This window comes from Streptomyces flaveolus (assembly GCF_014648815.1).
GTDB lineage: Bacteria > Actinomycetota > Actinomycetes > Streptomycetales > Streptomycetaceae > Streptomyces > Streptomyces flaveolus.
In genome coordinates, this window is record NZ_BMRV01000003.1 from 1 (window position 1) to 16,558 (window position 16,558).

18 protein-coding genes and 1 pseudogene are annotated in these 16,558 nt (G+C 72.3%); 10 read left to right on the forward strand and 9 right to left on the reverse strand.

Annotation, left to right across the window (positions count from 1 at the left end; translation table 11 throughout):
* Positions 1 to 765 (reverse strand): maltotransferase domain-containing protein (locus IEZ05_RS07585; RefSeq protein ID WP_189229236.1); only part of this gene is annotated, 765 nt, incomplete at its 3' end.
* 53 nt (positions 766 to 818) lie between these two features.
* The gene (locus IEZ05_RS07590; RefSeq protein WP_189229237.1) at positions 819 to 1,139 is read right to left on the reverse strand and encodes a DUF5133 domain-containing protein; all 321 of its coding nucleotides are present in this window, start codon (positions 1,137 to 1,139) and stop codon (positions 819 to 821) included.
* Positions 1,140 to 1,401: 262 nt separating this feature from the next.
* On the opposite strand from IEZ05_RS07590, the gene IEZ05_RS07595 reads away from it, so the two are divergent.
* Entirely contained in the window at positions 1,402 to 1,917 is a 516-nt protein-coding gene (locus IEZ05_RS07595; protein WP_189229238.1) for a pep a2, read from the forward strand.
* Positions 1,914 to 4,061 (forward strand): glycogen debranching protein GlgX, encoded by a 2,148-nt coding sequence (glgX, locus tag IEZ05_RS07600; protein WP_189229239.1) that lies wholly within the window; start codon positions 1,914 to 1,916, stop codon positions 4,059 to 4,061. The genes IEZ05_RS07595 and glgX overlap by 4 nt, the downstream gene beginning before the upstream one ends.
* A 10-nt stretch (positions 4,062 to 4,071) precedes the next feature.
* Here glgX and IEZ05_RS07605 read toward each other — a convergent pair whose 3' ends face one another.
* Positions 4,072 to 4,875, reverse strand: coding sequence for a VOC family protein (locus tag IEZ05_RS07605; protein WP_189229240.1), 804 nt, complete (start codon positions 4,873 to 4,875; stop codon positions 4,072 to 4,074).
* Between the two features lie 227 nt (positions 4,876 to 5,102).
* Here IEZ05_RS07605 and IEZ05_RS07610 point away from each other — a divergent pair, with 227 nt between their 5' ends.
* On the forward strand, positions 5,103 to 5,423 hold the full coding sequence (locus IEZ05_RS07610) for an ANTAR domain-containing protein (RefSeq protein WP_189229241.1): 321 nt from the start codon (positions 5,103 to 5,105) through the stop codon (positions 5,421 to 5,423).
* Positions 5,424 to 5,481: 58 nt separating this feature from the next.
* On the opposite strand, the gene IEZ05_RS07615 is transcribed toward IEZ05_RS07610, so the two are convergent.
* On the reverse strand, positions 5,482 to 6,273 hold the full coding sequence (locus IEZ05_RS07615) for an RNA polymerase sigma factor SigF (protein WP_189229242.1): 792 nt from the start codon (positions 6,271 to 6,273) through the stop codon (positions 5,482 to 5,484).
* Between the two features lie 401 nt (positions 6,274 to 6,674).
* Between IEZ05_RS07615 and IEZ05_RS07620 the strand changes: the two genes are divergently transcribed.
* The gene (locus IEZ05_RS07620) at positions 6,675 to 7,199 is read left to right on the forward strand and encodes a hypothetical protein (RefSeq protein ID WP_189229243.1); all 525 of its coding nucleotides are present in this window, start codon (positions 6,675 to 6,677) and stop codon (positions 7,197 to 7,199) included.
* Positions 7,200 to 7,218: 19 nt separating this feature from the next.
* Here IEZ05_RS07620 and hemC read toward each other — a convergent pair whose 3' ends face one another.
* The 3 genes from hemC to IEZ05_RS07635 form a co-directional block, all read right to left on the reverse strand.
* Entirely contained in the window at positions 7,219 to 8,154 is a 936-nt protein-coding gene (gene hemC / locus IEZ05_RS07625; RefSeq protein WP_189229244.1) for a hydroxymethylbilane synthase, read from the reverse strand.
* A gap of 65 nt (positions 8,155 to 8,219) precedes the next feature.
* Complete coding sequence (locus IEZ05_RS07630; protein ID WP_189229245.1) at positions 8,220 to 8,996, reverse strand: NPP1 family protein; 777 nt, start codon at positions 8,994 to 8,996, stop codon at positions 8,220 to 8,222.
* Between the two features lie 136 nt (positions 8,997 to 9,132).
* Positions 9,133 to 10,113, reverse strand: a complete 981-nt coding sequence (locus IEZ05_RS07635; protein ID WP_189229246.1) for an ATP-dependent DNA ligase — start codon at positions 10,111 to 10,113, stop codon at positions 9,133 to 9,135.
* A gap of 380 nt (positions 10,114 to 10,493) precedes the next feature.
* Here IEZ05_RS07635 and sigJ point away from each other — a divergent pair, with 380 nt between their 5' ends.
* A complete protein-coding gene (gene sigJ, locus IEZ05_RS07640; RefSeq protein WP_189229247.1) occupies positions 10,494 to 11,435 on the forward strand; it encodes an RNA polymerase sigma factor SigJ in 942 nt (313 codons plus the stop codon).
* Between the two features lie 112 nt (positions 11,436 to 11,547).
* Complete coding sequence (locus tag IEZ05_RS07645; RefSeq protein ID WP_189229248.1) at positions 11,548 to 12,750, forward strand: NAD(P)/FAD-dependent oxidoreductase; 1,203 nt, start codon at positions 11,548 to 11,550, stop codon at positions 12,748 to 12,750.
* Positions 12,751 to 12,855: 105 nt separating this feature from the next.
* On the opposite strand, the gene IEZ05_RS07650 is transcribed toward IEZ05_RS07645, so the two are convergent.
* Entirely contained in the window at positions 12,856 to 13,092 is a 237-nt protein-coding gene (locus tag IEZ05_RS07650; RefSeq protein ID WP_268255181.1) for a hypothetical protein, read from the reverse strand.
* On the opposite strand from IEZ05_RS07650, the pseudogene IEZ05_RS07655 reads away from it, so the two are divergent.
* Positions 13,054 to 13,677 (forward strand): annotated as a pseudogene (locus IEZ05_RS07655) (TetR family transcriptional regulator). The gene IEZ05_RS07650 and the pseudogene IEZ05_RS07655 sit on opposite strands and share 39 nt — an antisense overlap.
* Before the next feature lie 25 nt (positions 13,678 to 13,702).
* On the opposite strand, the gene IEZ05_RS07660 reads toward IEZ05_RS07655, so the two are convergent.
* Positions 13,703 to 14,815, reverse strand: coding sequence for an FAD-dependent oxidoreductase (locus IEZ05_RS07660; protein ID WP_189229249.1), 1,113 nt, complete (start codon positions 14,813 to 14,815; stop codon positions 13,703 to 13,705).
* Between the two features lie 72 nt (positions 14,816 to 14,887).
* Between IEZ05_RS07660 and IEZ05_RS07665 the strand changes: the two genes are divergently transcribed.
* The 3 genes from IEZ05_RS07665 (at position 14,888) to IEZ05_RS07675 (ending at position 16,524) form a co-directional block, all read left to right on the forward strand.
* Positions 14,888 to 15,568, forward strand: coding sequence for a TetR/AcrR family transcriptional regulator (locus IEZ05_RS07665; RefSeq protein ID WP_189229793.1), 681 nt, complete (start codon positions 14,888 to 14,890; stop codon positions 15,566 to 15,568).
* A gap of 111 nt (positions 15,569 to 15,679) precedes the next feature.
* Entirely contained in the window at positions 15,680 to 16,060 is a 381-nt protein-coding gene (locus tag IEZ05_RS07670) for a DoxX family protein (protein ID WP_189229250.1), read from the forward strand.
* Positions 16,057 to 16,524, forward strand: a complete 468-nt coding sequence (locus IEZ05_RS07675) for a peroxiredoxin (protein ID WP_189229251.1) — start codon at positions 16,057 to 16,059, stop codon at positions 16,522 to 16,524. The genes IEZ05_RS07670 and IEZ05_RS07675 overlap by 4 nt, the downstream gene beginning before the upstream one ends.
* Positions 16,525 to 16,558 lie beyond the last annotated feature (34 nt).

Consider the following 16,558-nt stretch of genomic DNA (forward strand, 5'->3'; position numbering starts at 1 on the left):
GCGGCCCTTGCGGAAGGTGGTGCCGATGGGGTGGACCGGGGGCAGGTAGACGACGTCGAAGCCCATCGCGGCGATCGCGGGCAGCCGGCGGGCGGCGGTGCGGAACGTGCCGTGGGGCTGGTCCTCGGTGCCCTCGGAGCGGGGGAAGAACTCGTACCAGGAGCCGTACAGGGCGCGTTCCCGCTCGACCAGCAGGGGCAGCGGGTCGGAGGTGGTGACCAGCTCCCGCAGCGGATGCCGGGCCAGCACCGCGTCCACCTCCGGCGTCAACGCCGCCGCCAGCCGGGTGGCCACCGGCAGCGTGTCGTCGCGCAGCACCGCCGCGGCCGCCAGCACCACGGCCCGACCGGAGTCCTTCGGGACGCCGGACGCGGCCCTCCGGTACAGCTCGGCGCCCTCCTCCAGGACGAGACCGGTGTCGATGCCCGCCGGGATCTTGATCCGCGCCTGGTGCTTCCAGGTGGCGACCGGATCGCTCCAGGCCTCCACCCGGTAGGTCCACCGGCCCGGCGCACCCGGGGTGACCTCGGCGCCCCAGCGGTCGCTGCCCGGGGCCAGCTCCCGCATCGGCGTCCACGGACCGGACCGGCCCTCGGGGTCCTTCAGCACGACGTTGGCGGCCACCGCGTCGTGTCCCTCGCGGAACACGGACGCGGTGACCTCGAACGTCTCGCCCGCCACCGCCTTCGCCGGGCGCCTGCCGCAGTCCACCACCGGGTGGACGTCCCGGACCGGGATACGCCCGATCGTCACGGTCGCGCTCATCCGTTCTCACCTCCGCCGTGCTCGAGGCCGGGCTCGGGGCCCGGCCGGATGGGTCAAGCTGCGCCGGAGGGGGTCTTCCGCCCCGACGGGGAGAGCCGGTCCACCGCCGGCGGGCCACGCCGGGCCGCTCGGGCGGTACGAGGCCGCTCGTTCTGCTCCTGCAAATAGGTGACCAGGTTCGTCCGCAGGTACCGTTCGGCGGCATCCGCCGCCTCGCGCGCGCACCGCTTCCCCATGAGCACGCAGAGGGTGTAGCCGGCGTCCTCGAAGGTGGCCCGGACGCGCACGTCCGCGGGGGACGCGAGCATCATCCGTTCCCAGGCGCGGTAACGCCGCAGCTGCCGGGCGACTTCTGTCTTCGCAGGAAGCAGCATGGCCGGTCACCTTCCGTGACGGTCCGGTACGGACGATCCAATTCTTCACACATGGTGCACGGACGGTGACCTCCCGTCTTGTTGGATCTTCAACTGCTTTTTCGGCCGACATCGGACATCCGCCGCTCGTGTTGCACGAATGGACTACTGCTCCCACTCTGGAGTGACTCAGAAGCGACCATTGCTCACGCTTCGTGTACGGGGAGCCCGTCCACCGAGGGACGAGGAGAAGCGAGAGCTTTCGCGGTGAGGAGCCACGACGATGAAGACCGCAGTGCCCTGCTACTACCACCTCGACGTGGAAGTCAGCCCGGAACGGGTCGGACAGGTCAGGCGCATCCTGGCCGCTCACCTCAGGTTCTGGGACCTGGAGAACCTCGTCGAACCCGTCTGCTCGGGCGCCGAGATGCTGCTGCGGGCGATCGACGAGCATGCGAGCGACAAGAACACGTCGATCGAGATGTGGTGGAACCGCCACCACCTCATCACGGCCGTAGGGGGCAACGACCACGCGCTCCGTCCCGACCAGGACCTGCGCACCTGTCTGCAGCACCTCGCCGCCAACAGCGACGGCTGGGGCTGCTGCGCCACCGACACCGGGGCCAAGGTCATCTGGTTCTCGCAGCGCGCCCGCGCAGGCGAACGCGTACCGCTGGTGCCGACGGCCCCGGAGCCGATCACCCAGGAGGGGCTGGAATTGCCGCGCGAGATCATGCCGGTGGGCCGTGTGGCCGGACCGGGCAGCACCACCCACGGCGTGCTGGAGGAGGCCCGGTGACCCGCGCCAGGCCGAACTGGAAGGGGTCGCCCGTGTGGAGCGGGCACCCCTATCCACTGGGAGCCGCCTACGACGGACAGGGCACCAACTTCGCGCTGTTCAGCGAGGTCGCCGAACGCGTCGACCTCGTCCTCGTCGACGACGACGGCACCCACAGCAGCATCCCGCTGCCCGACGTCGACGGCTTCGTCTGGCACTGCTACCTGCCCGGCGTCGGTCCGGGGCAGCGCTACGGCTACCGGGTCCACGGTCCGTGGGCCCCGTCCGTCGGCCACCGCTGCAACCCGGCGAAGCTGCTCCTCGACCCGTACACGCGGGCCGTGGACGGGATGGTGGACAACCACCCCTCCCTCTTCGAACGGGCCCAGGGCAGACCGGACCCGGGCGACAGCGCGGGACACACCATGCTCGGCGTGGTCACCGACCCGTTCTTCGACTGGGGCGACGACCGCCCGCCGCGGCGCCCGTACTCGGAGACCGTGATCTACGAGGCCCACGTCCGCGGCATCAGCCGCACCCACCCCGACGTGCCGGACGAACTGCGCGGCACCTACGCCGGGTTGGCGCACCCGGCGATCGTGGACCATCTGACCTCCCTCGGCGTGACCGCCGTCGAGCTCATGCCGGTGCACCAGTTCGTGCACGACGGCGTCCTGACGGACCGGGGCCTGTCCAACTACTGGGGCTACAACACCATCGGCTTCTTCGCTCCGCACAACGGCTACGCCGCCCTCGGCACCCGCGGGCAGCAGGTCACCGAGTTCAAGTCGATGGTCAAGACCCTGCACGCGGCCGGCCTCGAGGTGATCCTCGACGTGGTCTACAACCACACCGCCGAGGGCAACGAGAAGGGCCCCACCCTCTCCTTCCGCGGCATCGACAACGCCTCGTACTACCGGCTGGTGGACGGTGACTGGCAGCACTACTACGACACCACCGGCACCGGCAACAGCCTGCTGATGCGGCACCCCTACGTACTCCAGCTGATCATGGACTCGCTGCGGTACTGGGTCACCGAGATGCACGTCGACGGCTTCCGCTTCGACCTCGCGGCCACGCTCGCCCGGCAGTTCCACGAGGTGGACCGGCTCTCGGCGTTCTTCGACCTCATCCAGCAGGACCCGGTGATCAGCCGCGTCAAACTGATCGCCGAGCCCTGGGACCTCGGCGAGGGCGGCTACCAGGTCGGCAACTTCCCGCAGCTGTGGTCGGAGTGGAACGGCATGTACCGGGACGCCGTACGCGACTTCTGGCGCGGCGAGGAGCACACGCTCGGCGAGTTCGCCTCCCGGCTGACCGGCTCGTCCGACCTGTACCAGCACAGCCGGCGCCGCCCCCGCGCCAGCGTCAACTTCGTCACCGCGCACGACGGCTTCACCCTGCGCGACCTCGTCTCGTACAACGACAAGCACAACGAGGCGAACGGCGAGGACAACCAGGACGGCGAGAGCCACAACCGGTCCTGGAACTGCGGAGCCGAGGGGCGGACGAAGGACCCCGCCGTGCTGGAGCTGCGCGGCCGCCAGCAGCGCAACTTCCTGGCCACGCTCCTGCTCTCGCAGGGCATCCCGATGCTCTGCCACGGCGACGAGCTGGGCCGCACCCAGCGGGGCAACAACAACGCCTACTGCCAGGACAACCAGATCTCCTGGATCGACTGGCGGCTGGGGGAGGAGCAGCGCGCGCTGCTGGACTTCGCCCGGCGCGTCATCGCGCTGCGCGCCGCCCACCCCGTCCTGCGCCGGCGCCGCTACTTCCGCGGCGAGACGGTGACGCACGCCGACCAGCCGCTGCCCGACCTGGTGTGGCTGCTGCCGGACGCCCGGGAGATGAGCGACGACGACTGGCAGCGCTCCGACGCCCACGCCGTCGCCGTCTTCCTCAACGGCGACGCCATCGCCGAACCCGACCCGTGCGGCCGGCCGGTCGTCGACGACTCCTTCCTGCTGCTGCTCAACAGCCACTGGGAGCCCGCCCGTTTCCGGCTGCCCGACGCCGCCTACGGCGAGCGCTGGGCGACCCTGATCGACACCGCCGACCCGGAGGGCACCCCCGACGAGGCGGAGTGCAAGGCGGGCACGGTCCTGACCGTCGAGCCGCGCAGCCTGGTCCTGCTCTCGCGCCCGTCCCGCACCGGCCGGTGAGCCGGTGGGATCAGTGTCCGAGGCGGCGCGCGGTGACCGTGAACTGCGCGCCGTCGGCGTCCCGGAGCACGGCCTCCTCATCGCTCAGCGCCAGCACGCTGCCGCCGTGCCGCTCGGCGGCGCGGGCGCAGGCCGCGACGTCGTCGACGGCGAAGTGCACCTGCCAGTGCGGCCGGATGGCGGGGTCGGGGGCGGCGCCCAGGGCGCCCGACTCGATGCGCGCCACGACGTCGCCCTGATTGCGCAGCACCACCTCGTCGCCCTCGTACTGGACCTCGCAGCAGCCGGTGCCCGACGCCCAGTCGAAGATCTCGCCGTAGAAGATGGCGGCGTCGAACGCGTCACGGGTGTGCAGCCGGATGAAGGCGGGGCGCGAGGTGCGCCAGGTGTCCCAGTCCGAGAACAGCTCGCCCTCCCAGATCCCGAAGGTCGCGCCGTCCCGGTCGGCCAGCAGCGCCGCCCGGCCGGGCGGCAGGGAGATCGGCCCGACCGCGGCCGTGCCGCCGCGCTCGGCCGCCCGCGACACGGCCTCGTCCGCGCTGCGCACGGCGAAGTACGGCGTCCACGCCACCGCCATCTGCCACATCGCGGCGACCGCGGCGATACCGGCGACCGGCACCCCGTCGGCGAGGGCGATCCGGAAGGGCTCGCCCAGTTTCGCGGGCCGCCACTGCCAGCCCAGCACGGCGGAGTAGAACTCCTCGGTGGCCTTGAGATCGCGGCTGGTCAGACTCACCCAGCACGGGGCCCCGTACACGGATCGGGTGGAGACGATGCTGTCCGTACCGGAGGGGGAGGGCATGTCGTGGTTCATGGCAGTCGCGTCCTGGTCTCGTCCACCGGCAGTCACCGGTTCCACACCAGTGTCCGACCGGAACGGCGGGGGGCGCCTGTCGAGTACCCCGGCGGCGCCGCCGAAACGGTGGCGGGTGCGCCCCGCACGGCCCAGTGGCGCGGGGTGGCACATGTGACCACGATGGAGGCGTCGGAGCGGTACCGCGCGGCACGAGCGGCGGTGACACGCCGGATCCGGAGGTGACCATGCCCACGGACGGGGGCCCGGACCAGATATTCCGGCTGCAGGAGCAGATCCGGCAGCTGAAGGAGGCGGTCGTCTCGCACGCCGTCGTCGACCAGGCCATCGGGATGATCGTCGTGCTCGGCCGGGTGACGCCGGACGAGGGATGGGCCGTACTGAAGGAGGTTTCCCAGCATACGAACATCAAACTGCGCAGCGTGGCCGAACTGATCCTCATCTGGGGGCGCACAGGAGTGATGCCGGCGGAGATCCGGATCGCCCTGGAGGATGCCCTGGACCGTCACGGCCCGACGCAGATCCCCGGCGCTCCGCCGCACCGGTGAGATCGCGCCGGGGTGAGATCGCGCCGGCGGGACTGGCGCCGAGGCAGTCGCGTGCAGGTCAGCGGGCCTCCGCGAGGATCTCCTCGCGGATCCGGTCGAAGCAGCCGCTGAGCAGCCGTGAGACGTGCATCTGGGAGATGCCGAGCTGTTGCGCGATGCGGCTCTGCGTCATTCCGCCGAAGAAGCGCAGGTAGAGAATGGTGCGCTCGCGTTCGGGCAGCGCCTCCAGACAGGGGCGGACGGCCACCCGGTCGACGACCGTGTCGAAGGCCGGGTCCGGACCGCCGAGCGCGTCCCCGAGGGCGTACCCGTCGGTGCCCGGCATCTCCGCCTCCAGCGAGAGGGCGGAGAAGCACTCCAGCGCCTCCATGCCGGTGCGGACCTCGACCGTGGTCAGATGCGCGTGCTCGGCGATCTCCTCGATCGTGGGCGCGCGTCCCGGCGTGGTCTGTGCCAGCTCCTTCGTGGCGCGGCGCACCCGGTTGCGCAGGTCCTGGATCCGGCGCGGCACGTGCAGCGTCCACATGTGGTCGCGGAAGTGCCGCTTGATCTCGCCGGTGACGGTGGGTACCGCATAGGCCTCGAAGGCGTGGCCGCGTGCGGGGTCGTAGTGGTCGACGGCCTTGACGAGTCCGAGGGCCGCCACCTGGTAGAGATCGTCCAGGCTCTCGCCGCGCCCGCGGAAGCGGACGGCGATCCGCTCGGCCATGGGGAGCCAGACCTGGATCAGTTCGTCCCGCAGCGCCTTGCGTTCCGGGCCGTCGGACAGTCCGGCGAGCCGTTCGAACGCGGCGGCGGTGTCGGGGGCGTCGTCGTGCGGGTGGGGCTTGGTTCTGCTGGCGATACGCATGCGCGCGCACCTCCCTCAGCAGGGGTGCCGGGTGGACAGAACACCGGGGTGCCGGACGCGCCGGGTCCCGCGGACATGCCTCCTGTCCGAAGCACTGACAGGGGCTTTCCCTGCCGGACCGATTCCAAAACAAGTCCTCATATATAGGGACATTAAGCCTTGTGGGCGCAGAACGCTCGCCCGAACGGCCGCGTCGGCGGTCACCGGAGGGTGCCGGTGCGCAACGTGATGTGCGGCACGCTCGCTGTGATCGTCCGGCGGGCGTGCGGCGGATAGTTCCTGCGCAGCGCTTGATCACCGATCACAGGGTGCGAAGCCCCTGGCCACAGCGCATTCCGCTCATTTGACAGTGCACTGAGCACACGGATAGGAAGCAGCTTCGGGAAGTCGAGAGGTGCGCTGTGTACGAGCCGAACGTGGTCGGGGACTGGCAGGAGTACGACGAACATGCCGGTCTGCGGGTCCGCGTCCACCGTCTGGAGGCGGCCGAGCCACCGCGTGGCCGCGACGACGCCGCCGAGGGCCTGACGTACTTCAGTGTCCGGGTGACCGTCGAGAACCGGGGCGGCCGGCCCTTCGGCATCCACCTGGAGGACGGGCAGATCGATGTGCGGACCGGCCCCGACGGCGAGGGCGCGTTCCTCGACTGGCGCAACTCGCAGTTCATCGAGGGCTTCGACGTCCACCCGCTGCGCCGGGCCACCGCCGTCCTCTACGCGGCCGCTCCGGAGGCGAACCTTTCCCAGGTGGACGTCCAGGTGCAACTGCGGGTGGACGAGGAGTGGGCCGACCGCCGGCTGTGGACCGGCGGGCTCGGGCTGCACGAGCCGGCCACCGGTTCCCTGTCGGGCACGGTGCGGGACGACGGCCTGGCGCACCAGGTGAGTGCCTTCCTGCGGGACCAGGCGGAGGAGGGCACCGCCTGATCCGCCGGCCGGCGGCGCCTCAGTGCGCGATGCCGTCGATCACTTCCCGGGCGCCCTGACGCAGCAGCGCCACGGCGACCGACGTGCCGAGCGTGGCCGGGTCGAGCCGGCCCGCCCACTCGTGGGCGTTCAGCCGCACCTTGCCGTCGGGAGTGAACACGCAGGCCCGCAGGGCGAGTTCCCCGCTCCGGTCCACCCGGGCGTACCCGGCGATCGGGCTGTTGCAGTGCCCCTGGAGCACGTGCAGGAACATGCGCTCCGCCGTGACCTCCCGATGGGTGTCCGGGTCGCCGAGTCCGCTGACCGCGTCGATCAGCTCGGCGTCGTCCTCGCGGCACTGGAGGGCGAGGATGCCCGCGCCGATCGGCGGCATCATCGTCTCGGTGGAGAGGACCTCGCTGATCACGTCCGTGCGGCCGATGCGCTCCAGACCGGAGACCGCGAGCAGCAGGGCGTCCGCCTCGCCGGCGGCCAGCTTGGCCAGCCGCCGGTTGGCGTTGCCGCGGAACGGAACGCACGTCAGGTGCGGGTGGGTGGCCGCCAGTTGGGCGACCCGGCGCACCGAGGAGGTGCCGATCCGGGTCCCGTCCGCAAGCTCGTCCAGGGTGAGCCCACCGGGGTGCACGAGGGCGTCCCGGATGTCGTCCCGCTTCAGGAACGCGGCGAACACCGTGCCCGCCGGGAGCGGCCGGTCGGCGGGCACGTCCTTGACGCAGTGCACCGCGAGGTCGGCCTCGCCCGACAGCAGCGCGGCGTCGACCTCCTTGGTGAAGGCGCCCTTGCCCTCCACCAGCGACAGGTCGCCGAGCCACTTGTCGCCGGTGGTCTTCACCGGCACGACCTCGGTGCGCACGCCGGGGTGGAGGGCCGCCAACTCGGCCCGGACGCGCTCGACCTGAGCGAGGGCCATGGGGGAGTCGCGGGAGACGATACGGATCAGTTCGGGGGCGGACATGCGGACACGATAGTGCCCTCGGGGGCGTGAACGCCGCGCGGTTCGCCCGACTGCCGCTCCTCCCGTCAGGCGTAGGGGTCGAAGGGGATGCCGGAGGGCTGGGCCGCCGCCAGGTGGGAGGCGAAGCTGCCGTCCTTCAGGCCGAAGTGGGCGCTGCCGAAGTCGTACGCGCTCAGCTTGTCGCGCAGGCCGGCCGGATAGCCGTTCCAGCCCACCAGGGCCGGGTACTGCCAGCTGCCCCTGTGGTTCTCCGGCGGCTCGTCGCCCGAGCCGGCGAGGCGGAAGCAGTGGGTGCTGATGCCGTCCTTGTGGTAGACGATCTTCGGGTGCGTGCCGTCGAAGCGGACCGCCGACCGTGCGTACACGCCGAACGAGCCGTGGTTCGAGGTCGAGACGTACTCGACGGTGCCGTCCCGCACCCACACCACCACGTGCTCCCAGTCGTGCCGGTGGCCGCCGAGGGAACTGCCGGGCAGCGCCTGGTCCTTCTCGAAGTAGAGGCCGTACAGGTAGGCGCACCAGCCGTGGTCGCACTTGGCGCGCGAGTAGCTGTTGGTGTTCTCCAGGTCGGAGGCGTCCCGGCAGTTTCCGTTGAGGGCTCCGGTCGGGTTCAGGCCGCCGTTGACCGTGCCGTCGGAGCCGATGGCCGGCGTGGGGTAGCAGCCGTCGGTGTCGTAGTCGAAGGCGGGCTGGTAGGCCCGTTCCAGGCTGTCGGCGTTGCCGGGCAGGCCCGGCGGCGGGGCAGCGAAGGCGGTGGCGGGGAAGGCGACGACGAGGGCGAGGGCGCCGAGCGGGGCGGTGAGCCATCTCCTGCGGCGGGTTCGGGCGGTACGCGACGACACCGGGTCCTCCTGGGGGTCCGGGTGCAGCCCAACGACTGTGGGGGGAAAGGGAGTTCAGGGTCCCGTCTTTTCCCTTCCGCGCCAAGAGGGCTCGGGCGTACCGGTGGTGAAGGGCAGGCGAACGCACGCCCGCGCGTCACACCGTGTCGTCCGGGAGATCGGCGGCCGACTCCTCGGGCGCCAGGTCCGGGCGCAGCCTCAGCCAGGACGGCTGGCGCAGCATCCCCTCCCGGGTGCGGGTGCTGTAACGGACCTCGCCGACCAGCCGCGGGACGACCCAGCGCGCCTGAGGCAGCCGCGGCACGGGGTCGAAGGGGCACACGTCCGTCGCGGCGGCCCGCAGCAGTGCGGCCAGCTCGGTGCGCTCGGTCTCGTTCCAGCCGGTGCCGACCCCGCCGACGTAGCGCAGCCGGCCCGCGGCGCGCTGGCCGACGAGGACGGCGCCCGGCAGACCCGTCAGCCGCCCTCTGCCGGGCAGCCAGCCGCCCACCACGACGTCCTCGCTGCGCATGTTGCGGATCTTGATCCAGGCCCGGGAGCGGACACCGGGCTCGTACACCGAGTCGATCCGCTTGCACACCAGGCCCTCCAGGCCGTGCTCGCGGGTGGCCCGCAGGGCCTGTTCGCCGTGGCCGACCAGCGCGGCCGGGGTCGACCAGGACGGCCCGACGAGACCGAGCTCCTCCAGGTGCCCGCGCCGGCGGGTGTAGGGCAGGCGGAGCAGGGACCGGGAGCCCAGGTGCAGGGCGTCGAACAGCACCAGGTGCACGGGTACCTTCGCCGCCCGGTGCGCGGCCCGGCCGGGCGCGTGCGCGAGCCCCATGCGGGACTGGAGCAACTGGAAGTCGGCGCGGCCCTGTTCGTCCAGGGCAAGCACCTCACCGTCCAGCACGGCGGGCGTCGAGCCCAGCGCGGTGCCCAGCGGCCCCAGTTCCGGGTAGGCGGCCGTGATGTCCTGGCCGGAGCGGGCGCGCAGCAGCACGCTGCCGTCGCCGGGCAGGTAGACCACCACCCGCTGGCCGTCCTGCTTGGTCTCGTAGGCCCAGCGGACGTCCTGCGCGGCGGACGGCAGGGCGCCGGAGGTGGCGAGCATGGGTGGGATCAGCGGCAGCTCCACGGGTCAGTTCTCGACGCGCCCGTGCGCCGTCACGCGCGTTGTCCGCCAGGTTCGCCTGAACGGCGCCGGGGGCGGGCAGGATCCGGTCGGCGCCCGCGTCGAGCACGGGGCGGGACCAGCGAGTGGGCCCGCCCCGCGCCGGCGCCTTCCGGAGTCGCGACGGGGGACGACGCGGGGCGGCGGTGTACCGGCGAGGACTTGGGCGGCCGGCGCGCGCACCGGGCGGGGCCGGCCCGGTCCTGCCGTGTGGGCCGGAAGCCTGCCGCCTGTGCGGAGGCGGTCGGTCCGCCGGGCACCCCGGCGCTCGGTGCGATGCGTCGGACCCCGGCACCGGAGGCCACCCAGGGTCACCGCCCGGTACGTACCGTAGGATCGCGCGCATGGCCCTGACCACGAGTGACGTCGACCGGTTCCAGGCCGCCAGGCCCCGGCTGGAAGCCATCGCCTACCGGCTGCTCGGCTCGGCCGGCGAGGCCGAGGACGCCGTGCAGGAGACGTTCCTGCGTTGGCAGGCTGCCGACGTCGAGCGGATCGACGTGCCCGACGCCTGGCTGACCAAGGTCCTCACCAACCTCTGTCTCAACCAGCTGACTTCGGCACGCGTCCGGCGCGAGACGTACGTCGGGAGGTGGCTCCCCGAGCCGCTGCTCGCCGGGGACCCGATGCTCGGCCCGGCCGAGACCGCCGAGCAGCGCGAGTCGGTGTCGTACGCCGTCCTCGTCCTGCTGGAACGCCTCTCGCCCAACGAGCGGGCGGTCTACGTACTGCGCGAGGCCTTCGACTACCCGCACCGGGAGATCGCCGAGATCCTCGACATCACCGAGGCCGCCAGCCAGCAGATCCACCATCGGGCCAAGAAGCACGTCGGGGGCGGCAAGGCGCGCACCGAGATCGACGAGGCGGCAGCCCGGAGGATCGTCGAGGAGTTCCTGGCCGCGGCGACGAGCGGACAGACCGAACCCCTCGTGCGTCTGCTCACCCAGGACGCCGTCTCCGTCGGCGACGGCGGCGGGAAGGTCCCGGCCCGGGCGAAGGCGTTCGAGGGCGCGCTCGCGGTCGCCAAGTTCCTGCGCGGCCTGTTCACGCCCAGCGACGCCAAGCGGGCCTACATCGGCGGTGCGCCCGGCATCTACGCCACGACCGCCAACGGCGAACCCGCCGTCGCGGCGGTCGTGGACGGCCGGGTCGTCGGGATCACGTGCCTGGAGGTGACCGCGGAGGGCATCGTCGCGCTCCGCAGCCAGGTCAACCCCGACAAGCTCGTCCGTGCGACGGAGCAGTGGGCCGCCGCGGACCACGGGGACCCGCTGTACACCCTCTGAATTCGTGTGACGTGCTTCACACCCCGATCCTGTCAGGAAACGCCGGGCTGTCCGGTTCAAGGGGCGAAACCGCGCAGAGAGCGGCGGAATCCTCGCAGACAGGAGCAGGCCCATGCAGCACCGCATCGTCGTCCTCGGAGCCGGCTACACCGGAACCGTCGCCGCCGGCCGCCTCGCCAGGCGGCTGCACAGCGAGGACGTCACCATCACCCTCGTCAACCCGGAGCCCGACTTCGTCGAGCGCATCCGACTGCACCAGCTCGCGGCCGGCCAGGACCTCAGGCCCCGGCCGTTCGGCGAGATGTTCGCGGACACGGGCGTACGGCTGAAGCTCGCGAAGGTCACCGCCGTGGACGTGGACCGCAGGACGGTGACGGTCACCGCCGCCGACGGCTCCGGGCAGGAGGAACTGGAGTACGACACTCTGGTCTACGCCCTCGGCAGCGGCTGGAACGACGGGGGCGTCCCCGGCGTCGTCGAACACGCCCACGAGGTCTCCAGTCGCCCCGGTGCCCTCCGCCTCCGCGACCGTCTGGCCGCCCTGGACGCCGCCCGGCCCGTGGTCCTGGTCGGCGGCGGCCTGACCAGCCTGGAGGCCGCGACCGAGATCGCCGAGGCCCGTCCGGACCTCGACGTCGCCCTCGCCGTACGCGGCGCCCTCGGCGACTGGCTCTCGGAGAAGGGCCGCGCCCACCTGCGGAAGGTGGTGGACGGGCTCGGTATCACGGTGCACGAGCACGCCACGGTCACCGCCGTGGAGGCGGACGCGGTGACGACGGCCGACGGCCGGACCGTCCCCGCCGAGGTCACGGTCTGGACCACCGGCTTCGCCGTTCACCCCATAGCCCAGGCCACCAGGCTGGAACTCACCGACCGCGGACAGATCGTGGTCGACGCCACGATGCGCTCGGTCTCCCACGAGGACGTCTACGCCGTGGGGGACGCGGCCATGGCGATCGGCCCGGGCGACAAGCCCCTGCGGATGTCCTGCGCGTCCGGCGTCCCCATGGCCTGGCAGGCCGCCGACGCCATCGCCGCCCGTCTCACCGGCACCGACGTCCCCCACGTCTCGATCCGTTACTACCAGCAGTGCATCTCCCTGGGCCGCAAGGAGGGCTTGATCCAGTTCGTCACCGCTGACGACCGAGCGGTCGAGCGCACCCTGACGGGCCGCGGGGCCGCCAGGTACAAGGAACTGATCTGCAAGGCCGCGGCCTGGGGCGTCGCCAACCCGACCATGGGCATGCCGTCCCGGCGCCGGCGGGTCGTACGACCCGCTGTCCGGTTCCCGGCACCGGCCAGGCCGGCGGCCTGAGGCCGCCGACTCCGGGAGTCGTGCGACCACGCCGTTCCACGTCGGTGAGCAGCGGGAAACGGCTGAGACGGGCGCCGGTCGCCACACGGACCGGCGCCGTCGCCGTCAGTGCGCGGAGGCGGCCTCCGCCTCGACGCCACCGTCCGACGCCGTGAGCGTCACCCCGGCGGCGGGACGGTGCCTCGGGACGAACGAGGCGATGACGAAGGCGAGCAGGGCCGCACCGGCGCCGATGCCCATGACCACCCTGAAGGCGTTGCGGGCAGGGCGGTACGGGCGGAACAGGTCAGCGCGACCCGGCAGCTGATCCTGACCACGGCCGAGCGGCTGTTCGCCGAGCACGGGTGTACGCGGTCTCCAACCGCCAGGTCGGCGAGGCCGCCGGGCAGGGCAACAACGCCGCGGTCGGCTACCACTTCGGCACGAAGGCGGATCTGGTCCGCGCCATCGCCCAGCGGCACTCCGAGCGCGTCGAGGAGCTGCGGGCCCGGCAGCCGGCCGCGCTCGGCGACGCGCCGGATCTGCGTGACTGGGTGGACTGCCTGGTGCGCCCGCAGTTCGACCATCTGGCGGCACTGGGCAGCCCGACCCGGTACGCGCGGTTCTGTGCCCAGGTCATGACCGACCCGGCGCTGCGGCAGATCATGGTCGACGAGTCACGCGGCTCCTCGTCGCTGCGCGAGATCATCGCCGGACGGAACCGGTGCATGCCGGCGCTGCCGGACGGTCCGGGCCGAGCGGGGCGACATGGCGCGCCACCTCATCGTGCACACGGCGGCCGAGCGGGAACGCGCCCTCGCCGAAGGGCGTCCGACCCCTCGCGCCAGCTGGCGGGAGGCGGCCGACGGGCTGGCCGACGCGATCGTGGGGATGTGGCTCGCGCCCGTCACGCCCCGGCGCGGGGAGCGCAGGGACGCCCGGCTGTGACAGGGCGTGAAGCCTCGGGGTTCTTTCAGCCCTGGAAGAAGGCGAGCATCTTCCGGGCGGCGTCCGGTGACGTCAGCAGATCCTGCATTCTCGCGGACATCCGGGCGGCAGCGCCGGTGCGTTCGAACATCTCGCGTTCGTATTCCTCGACGGCGGCGGAAAAGTCGTCCGGGTGCGCGGCCAGCGCCAGGCCGAGCAGTGCGCCGTCGAGCAGCGCCATGTTGGCGCCCTCTCCCACCGGCGGCATCAGGTGCGCGGCATCGCCGAGCAGCGTGACGCCCGGCGTCGACGGCCAGGTCAGACCGGCCGGGAGAGTGAAGATCGCCCGCGGCACGATCGTGTCGTCGCAGGCCGCGATCAGCGCGGTGAACCGCGAGTCCCAGCCGGGGAGCAGGTCGATCAGCCGCTCCCGGGCGGCGGCCGGGTCGTCGAACGGAATCCCGCTGGTGGCGAACCAGTCCTCGGCGGTGTCGTAGAAGCTGATGCCGATGCGGACGCGGCCGTCACCGTTGCGCTGCGCCGCCAGGGACATCCCGTTGCCGAGCACCCAGTAGTTGCCGCGCCCGAGCATCGCCGCGAGGTCGGGGTGCGTGCGGTCGATGTCGGGAATGCCGACCTCGACGACGTTCTGGCCGATGTGCACCGGACGCGCGTCGGTGAGCAGCGCGCGCACCCGGGACTGCGCGCCGTCCGCGCCGACCAGCAGGTCGTACGGCGCACTGCTGCCGTCGGCGAAGTGCACCAGGCCCTTGTCGGTGGAGGCGGAGGTGAACGCCTGCCCCCAGCGCACCGTGTCGGCGGGGAGGGAGTCCAGCAGCAGGTTCCGCAGGTCGGCGCGGTCGACCTCGGGCCGGTCGGGCGGGGCGTCGTCGGGGGTGTCCTCCTGGAACAGCAGGGTGCCGTCCGGTTCGAGAAGGCGCATGTCCTGGCCTTCACCACGGGCGATCGCGAAGAACTGGTCGAGCAGACCGGCCTCGCGCAGCGCCCGCTGTCCGGAGTGGATGTCGAGCATGCCGCCCTGACCGCGCGCGTCGCGTGACGCTTCCCGTTCGTGGACGACGGCCTCGATGCCGTGCACGTGCAGCACGCGGGCCAGAGCCAGGCCGCCGAGGCCGGCTCCGATGATGGCGATCGTCATGATGGCTTCCCCTCCCGATACACCGTACGAGTCGATACAGCGTATCGGACGATGCTGTGTAGGGTGAGCGGCATGTTGGTGTGGGAGAGGCCGGAGCCGCCGAATCGACCCGTGCCGGCCCCGCTGAGCCGCGACCTGATCGTGCGGGCGGCGATCCGGCTCGCCGACGCGGACGGCCTGGACGCGGTGTCGCTGCGCAAGGTGGCCGCCGCGCTGGGCGTCGGGCCGATGCGGCTGTACGGCTACATCACCAGCAAGGAGGAGCTGCTCGACCTGATGGTCGACGCCGTCCACGGCGAGATCCGGCCGGTCGGAGACGGGTGGCGGGAGGTGCTCCTGTCTCTTGCCGAGACCACGCGGCACGCCGTTCACGAGCACGAATGGCTCGCCGACCTCCTGGGCGGCCGGCCCCAGCTCGGGCCGAACGCGCTGGCCACCGGGGAGACCGTGGTGGCCGCACTGGGAGGCATCGACGTGGACGCCGTCATGCCGGTGGTCGGCGCGGTCAACGCGTACGTGATCGGCGCGGTGCGCCGGGAGATCGCCGAGCGACGCGCCGAGCGGGCCACCGGGATGGACGAGAAGCGCTGGCAGGCCTCACTCGGGCCCTATCTGCAACGGACCCTCGCCACCGGCCGGCTGCCGGCGCTCGCCCGGGTGGTGCACGACGCCGCCCACCTGGACGCCGACCACACCTTCCGGATGGGCCTCGACTTCGTGCTCGACGGCATCGAGGCCCGCATCGCGCGATGACGCCAGGCCGGGGACAGCATGCTCGCCACCGTCGCCCACCCTCGGGCACCGGCGGCACCCCCGTTTCTACCGTCCAGTACTATCGCGCGGCAGGCCCCCAGAGGAGGAACCGTGTCACGGTCCGAACGCTCACCCCTGCTGCTCGCCGGCCTGCTGGCCACCGCGGGCGTCGCCCACTTCGCCCAGCCCCGCCCCTTCGACGCGACGGTGCCGCGCAGCCTGCCGGGCACACCCCGGGCATGGACGTACGCCAGCGGCGTCGCCGAACTGGCGCTGGCCGCCGGCCTCGCCGTTCCCCGTACCCGCAAGGCCGCCGCGCTGGCCACCGCGGCCTTCTTCGTCGGCGTCTTCCCCGCCAACGTCAAGATGGCCGTCGACTGGCGGCACCGCCCCGCCCCCCAGAAGGCCGCCGCCTACGGCCGGCTGCCCGTCCAGCTGCCGCTCGTGCTCTGGGCCCGCAGCGTCGCCAAGGACTGCGAGGGCCGGTCGTGAGCCGCCTTCCCGCCGTCGGTGACACGGTCGACGACTTCACGCTGCCGGACGAGACCGGCACCCCGCGCCGCCTGTCCGAACTGCTCGCCGACGGGCCGGTCGTCCTCTTCTTCTACCCCGCCGCCATGACCCCCGGCTGCACGGCGGAGGCCTGCCACTTCCGCGACCTCGCCGCCGAGTTCGCCGCGGCCGGCGCCCGGCCGGTGGGCATCAGCGGCGACCCCGTCGAACGCCAGCAGGAGTTCGCGGGGCGTCACACCCTCGGCATGCCGCTGCTGTCCGACACCGACGGCACGGTCCGCGAGCTTTTCGGGGTGAAACGCGGACTCAGCCTGGCCCCCACCAAGCGGGTCACCTTCGTCGTCGGGCAGGACCGCACCGTGCTCGAGGTCGTCCGCAGTGAACTGCGCATGAACACGCACGCCGACCGCGCCCTCGCCGCGCTGCGCGCTCACCGCGGGTAACCCACCCGACCCACCGGCCTGCGGTTGAAACCGG

Bases quoted from the DNA above. Each gene is read 5' to 3' on its own strand.
- IEZ05_RS07590 (WP_189229237.1), bottom strand. From the start codon at position 1,139: ATGCTGCTTCCTGCGAAGACAGAAGTCGCCCGGCAGCTGCGGCGTTAC.
- IEZ05_RS07595 (WP_189229238.1), top strand. From the start codon at position 1,402: ATGAAGACCGCAGTGCCCTGCTACTACCACCTCGACGTGGAAGTCAGC.
- IEZ05_RS07605 (WP_189229240.1), bottom strand. From the start codon at position 4,875: ATGAACCACGACATGCCCTCCCCCTCCGGTACGGACAGCATCGTCTCC.
- IEZ05_RS07610 (WP_189229241.1), top strand. From the start codon at position 5,103: ATGCCCACGGACGGGGGCCCGGACCAGATATTCCGGCTGCAGGAGCAG.
- IEZ05_RS07615 (WP_189229242.1), bottom strand. From the start codon at position 6,273: ATGCGTATCGCCAGCAGAACCAAGCCCCACCCGCACGACGACGCCCCC.
- hemC (WP_189229244.1), bottom strand. From the start codon at position 8,154: ATGTCCGCCCCCGAACTGATCCGTATCGTCTCCCGCGACTCCCCCATG.
- sigJ (WP_189229247.1), top strand. From the start codon at position 10,494: ATGGCCCTGACCACGAGTGACGTCGACCGGTTCCAGGCCGCCAGGCCC.
- IEZ05_RS07645 (WP_189229248.1), top strand. From the start codon at position 11,548: ATGCAGCACCGCATCGTCGTCCTCGGAGCCGGCTACACCGGAACCGTC.
- IEZ05_RS07660 (WP_189229249.1), bottom strand. From the start codon at position 14,815: ATGACGATCGCCATCATCGGAGCCGGCCTCGGCGGCCTGGCTCTGGCC.
- IEZ05_RS07665 (WP_189229793.1), top strand. From the start codon at position 14,888: ATGTTGGTGTGGGAGAGGCCGGAGCCGCCGAATCGACCCGTGCCGGCC.